5 protein-coding genes are annotated in these 4,964 nt (G+C 42.4%); 3 read left to right on the forward strand and 2 right to left on the reverse strand.

What is annotated here, in order from left to right:
- Positions 1–36: 36 nt before the first annotated feature.
- Positions 37–306, reverse strand: a complete 270-nt coding sequence (locus ACM0OZ_RS47815; RefSeq protein ID WP_414589985.1) for a hypothetical protein — start codon at positions 304–306, stop codon at positions 37–39.
- Positions 307–1,517: 1,211 nt separating this feature from the next.
- Here ACM0OZ_RS47815 and ACM0OZ_RS47820 point away from each other — a divergent pair.
- Complete coding sequence (locus ACM0OZ_RS47820) at positions 1,518–2,348, forward strand: hypothetical protein (protein WP_414589986.1); 831 nt, start codon at positions 1,518–1,520, stop codon at positions 2,346–2,348.
- A 440-nt stretch (positions 2,349–2,788) separates the two neighbouring features.
- On the opposite strand, the gene ACM0OZ_RS47825 is transcribed toward ACM0OZ_RS47820, so the two are convergent.
- Complete coding sequence (locus ACM0OZ_RS47825) at positions 2,789–3,079, reverse strand: hypothetical protein (RefSeq protein ID WP_414589987.1); 291 nt, start codon at positions 3,077–3,079, stop codon at positions 2,789–2,791.
- A 517-nt stretch (positions 3,080–3,596) separates the two neighbouring features.
- On the opposite strand from ACM0OZ_RS47825, the gene ACM0OZ_RS47830 reads away from it, so the two are divergent.
- Both ACM0OZ_RS47830 and ACM0OZ_RS47835 read left to right on the forward strand, forming a co-directional pair.
- The gene (locus tag ACM0OZ_RS47830) at positions 3,597–4,169 is read left to right on the forward strand and encodes a PEP-CTERM sorting domain-containing protein (RefSeq protein WP_414589988.1); all 573 of its coding nucleotides are present in this window, start codon (positions 3,597–3,599) and stop codon (positions 4,167–4,169) included.
- 45 nt (positions 4,170–4,214) lie between these two features.
- Positions 4,215–4,388 (forward strand): hypothetical protein, encoded by a 174-nt coding sequence (locus tag ACM0OZ_RS47835; RefSeq protein WP_414589989.1) that lies wholly within the window; start codon positions 4,215–4,217, stop codon positions 4,386–4,388.
- Positions 4,389–4,964: the final 576 nt, after the last annotated feature.

The following is a 4,964-nucleotide window of genomic DNA, read 5'->3' on the forward strand; positions in this document are numbered from 1 at the left end:
CAAATCAAGTCAAAAGTAGATTACCACAATCTGGCATTAGTGGGATAGGTTCATGTAATCTCTAATCTGAAGTTGATTTTGTACTTGTAGTTTGACTTCTTGATAGAGTTCTTGTTCATCGTGCTGGCGTAATGCGTCTGCTGTTGCCTTATTCACAATCAAGTCTTGTCTTTTCTTTTGTAGAAAGACTTGAACACCAGTTTCACCGAATGTTTCACGAATAGTTGCAATAGCGGCTAAATCAGATTGAGTCAAAGCTACATCGTTGTTAGAGGCTGTTTGAATTGGTGCGGGTGTGTCGTTCACTGATTCTTGCTTCTCTTGTTGTGCTTGTGGGGTTTGTTCAGTCTGTTCAACCTGTGTTGTTTGGGCTTGTGGTTGCTCTGTTTGAGCGAGATACCGCTAAAATCCTAGAAGAACAACTTATTTAAACCACGACCTCTACCAACGAAGTAGGGGTTTTTGTGTTTTTGTTGTGTACTACATACACTACAGTTTAGACACGATTATAGGCGGGTACGGGCTTTAATAGCCATATTTACAGGATTAGTTTTTAGGCTTGTATTTGACCCCATAGCCTGGGGCTGATTGGATGATTGCTAGGAGGGTTGATATGATTGACTAGAGTTGTACTGATATTGCTATGTATTCACAGTCAGGCAATCGCATACGTAAATACTATTAACTTTTACTTTGGAGTAATATCAGTACACGTCCACCGCCCCCCTAGTTATATAGCCGCCCCCCCCGGTGGACGTTGGTATAGAAGCTGGAATCTAGTAGGGGGGCTAGTCCTGGAAAAACAGAGCAGTCGTGTCCACTCCGGTTTGTTTGGGAAAAAATAGGGTGGTGGACGCGACTGGTGAGGTCGGATTGGTCGGGTCAAGTTGGTCGGGTTGTGGTGATGCCCCAAAAAAAACTAATCTTTGTTCACTTTCAAAAGTTTGTGCTAAAATAAATGTAGTGAACAAAGATAGGAAGCGCGATAATAGTTAAGCAATTACTTAAACCTCAACTCAGTCCACTATGATGATGTGTGCAGATTTCGCTTGTGGACAAAGTAAGAGGTGTGAGATTATGGTGAAGCCTCAACTTTGTCCGCTAATGCAGAGATGACGGACAAAGATAGAACTTTGTACGCATACATGGTGGACAAAGATAGAACTTTGTCCTTGTTCCCACCAAAATGAACAAAGTTTAGGCTGTCAAGTGCCCGTACAGGCAAGGAAAAAATTGGCTTTAATAGACACATGAGTACGTAGGAAAATTTGTGGCGGTCACTGGCTCGTTGTAGGGTCGCGGCGGCGGGTACGCGGGTGGGTTATAGGTAGAGTAATTAGTACAGAATGTAAAGGCGGCGATCGCTCCAAATCTCGCAAATTAGCCAAGAAGTTTATCGCTGCGTGGCAAGAATTAGTTAATTTTTTATAACGATATTAATTTTTTTCTGGAAAGAACTTTACTTCACTTGTAGGTTTTTAACACATACTTAAATTTACTTGCAAAACCCTTTAAAAATGGCAGGCACATTTAAACAATCTTCCTCAGCCTTGTGTAGCTTTGTAACAAGGAATAAAGATTTAATACTATCTGCTTTACTTGCAATAGCTTTCTTGTTATTAGGTTATACAACTTTACATCTTTTACACACCTTTGCTGAAAAGGCTGCTAATGAATGGACTAAATATTTAAAATATAGTGATTTGAATAACGAAAATATTTCTATTAAGAACTTGAATGAAGCCAACTTTCAAAAGTATATCGATACCCTACCAAATACAACTAAAGAAGAACAATGGAAACTTAAACAACAGCTTAAAGATATAGAAAATAGAGCCAAGACTCACCTCGGTGTAGTAAAAGCTTTTTATGTATACAACTACCAGTCAATTGCAATTGCTACTTTCTCATCTGTGATTGTAGCTATTTCATTATTCTTTATAAGTAAGAAGGGCTGGGATAATAATAGTAATAATAATAAACCTTTATTTACCCTTTTCTTTTTATCATTGATTACTGCAATACTAACAGGAGTAAGTCCTAGTATATTTAGACATGAAAGTAATATTAATGATAACAGAAGAGCATATTTAGCCTATATTGCTCTAGATGATAGATTACGTAGCTATATTGCTACTAAGCAGTTTGCAATTATAAACTCTGCAACTTTGAATGGGGACTCTTCAAAAACGCAAACATCAAAGATAACAAAGATAACAAATATAAAAGATGTTATTCATCATGTAGATGGTGAATTAGCAAGTCTAAATAACATATATATTGGGTTCGATGAGAAAAAAATTCCTAATTACACTCAAGTCCTTAAAAAAATACCGCAATCGCAATAAGCTTGTTACTATGAGATTTTTATTCAATTATCATTTGTAGATACGCTGTGACGTTATGTTGTACCAATTCACCATTTAACCATCCTTAATAAGTTAAGCTTCAAGGTAATAAGTCAATAAGTAAAAATATAAGATTTACTCTCTCTAATGGAAGTGTGTCAAATCAATGTGGAACTAGCATTGTTGTGATAAGCTTTCTCTTGATCTAGAAGGAATACTTAGTGTTGATTAAAAACGCTAGCAATACCTCTCGGTTAAGCCTGTCTCATCCCCAATCTTGAGCAGGAGGCATGGCTGAAACTCTTATGCTTTCGTGCTTTGTTATAGAGTCAGCGTAAGGATTCGGTTGCAGGCGATGCGGAAGCCGCCGCTACGCGATCGCTCGCGATCAAAGCAATTTTCTATTACATACATATTTGGATTGAGATAGCGTACAAAGTTCATCCGGAGCGAGAGCCGACGACAGCGCTAGCTGCCTGAGTGCCTTCCCAGTGGGCGCAGGGGACGGGACGGAAGGCGCGAGCGGCAGCGAGAGCCATAGGGCTGCGACAGCAGCCCGTCAAGCCGTAGGCGCGAGGGGAGGCGCGAGCGCCCTGGTTTGTTTCGGTCGCGAGGGGTCGCCCTCCGGGTAACTTTGTACTCTCATGAGTGGACAAAGTTGAGGAGACGGCAGTCGTCGTGTTCTTAGTGGACGCTCCTATGGCGCTCCGCCACGCTTGGCTATCGGGCATCCTCACTCAACGTTGTCCACTACCAGGAGAGATAACGAAGAGAGTACCAAGTTAACTTTGTCCATAATGAAAGCGTTCTAAGTGGACAAAGTACTGTCATCCTGACTGATAACCGACAAAGTTAATGGTGGACTCGCGTTGCAACGGGGTGTCAGATGGGGGTACTAGAAGCCTTACACAGCAAGCATTTCAATCATAGCTCTGACGAGTCGCGATTATTTTTGTCCACTACCTGTTCCTTCTAGAAGCGTACAAAGTTAACATTGTCCACTACGAGAGTAATCGCATATAAGAGGACAAAGAAACAACTTTGTACGCTCTCTCCGCCAATGTGGACAATGTTAATGCTGTCAAGTGTCCGTACAGACAAGGAAAAAGTTGGCTTTAATAGACACATAAGTACGTAGAATAATTTGTGACAACGTATAGATACTTTGGTGTTAAACTACCATTGGTTTTGGGCTGGGCTGTAGCTTAACTCCACCTACAAGTTCCGTGATAACACGCTGCGACCTTCATGAAAAATCTAACTCTATTATCTGTCACAGTCCTTGCTGCCACATCTGGATTGATGTTCCAGACAATGCAAGCAGCTTCTGCTTTAAATTGGAACTGGAATTATTCTGGTACTGGCATAACGGCGAGTGGCACTTTCACCACTAATGACACCCCTAATGATTTGGGTTTTTACCAGATAACTGGAATTACTGGTACAAGAAATGGTGAAACAATTACTGGTCTGCAACCTACAGGGACTTCAGTACCGGGAAACGAACCTTTTATTGTTGACAATTTAATTAGTCTTAATACTCAGCAGTTAACGGGTGATGGTTTTGGGTATTCCACCGAGCAGGGAAACTATTCTAATCCGTTTTTCGCTAGTTTTTTGCCGACACCGGGTTATTTAGAGGTTTTTTCTGCGCCACCAATTGTACCTGGTTTTGAAAATTTGGGACTGGAAGATAGTGAGTTACCTATTAGTTTTTCTGCAACCATAATCACTGTCCCTGAAACGACCTTCATCCTTAGCTTACTCATCCTTGGCAGTATCGGCGCACCTTTGGCACTCAAGCGTAAGAAGCGCTCCTAGGATAATTTTTAGCAGATACGGGGAAGTTGATGGAGAAACAGCGTGGTGGCGATGCGGAAGTCGCCGCTACGCGATGACGCAGAGCGTCCGCCTTCTTGCGATCGCACGCGCCTCCAGCAACAAAGTCGTGGCGCGGTTGCGCCGTTTGTCGGTGACACCCTACGGTGTCCCCTCCAACAAAGTCCACTTTGGTTGCGTACAAAGTTCGAGGTTGAGTGAAATGGGGGTGGACAAAGTTGTGGACAAAGTTGTAGGCACGGTCGCTCGGGCGCGGTGCGAGTTGAAACTACCCTCCAAACTTTCTCTCAATTCTAGGGGCATTCTCGCGGCGCTATCGTGCGGTTTGTTTCGGTCGTCCCTGCGACCGCAGGGTGATGATATCGTCCGACCTCCAACCATGTCCGCTCTTTATGTGGACAAAGATAAGATAAGACACGGTCGCGCCCTGCGGTCGTCCAACATTGAAGTCTAACTTTGTCCATTATACAGAGAAATCTAAATAGAGGACAAAGATAATATTGTCCACTACACGAGCGTCTACAAGAGGACAAAGTTAATGGTGGACTCGCGTTGCAACGGGGTGTCAAATGGAGGTACTAGAAGCCTTACACAGCAAGCATTTCAATCATAACTCGTCAAATTCGAGTCGCGAATATCTTTGTCCACTCTAGAAAACCTCTGGGAGCGTACAAAGATAACATTGTCCACTACACGAGCGATCGCCTACAAGAGGACAAAGAAACAACTTTGTCCGCTAACCCCAACAATGTGGACTATGTTAAGGCTGTAAAGAAT

Origin of the sequence: Scytonema sp. PCC 10023, assembly GCF_963920835.1 — a bacterium.
Taxonomy (GTDB): domain Bacteria; phylum Cyanobacteriota; class Cyanobacteriia; order Cyanobacteriales; family Nostocaceae; genus Kalymmatonema.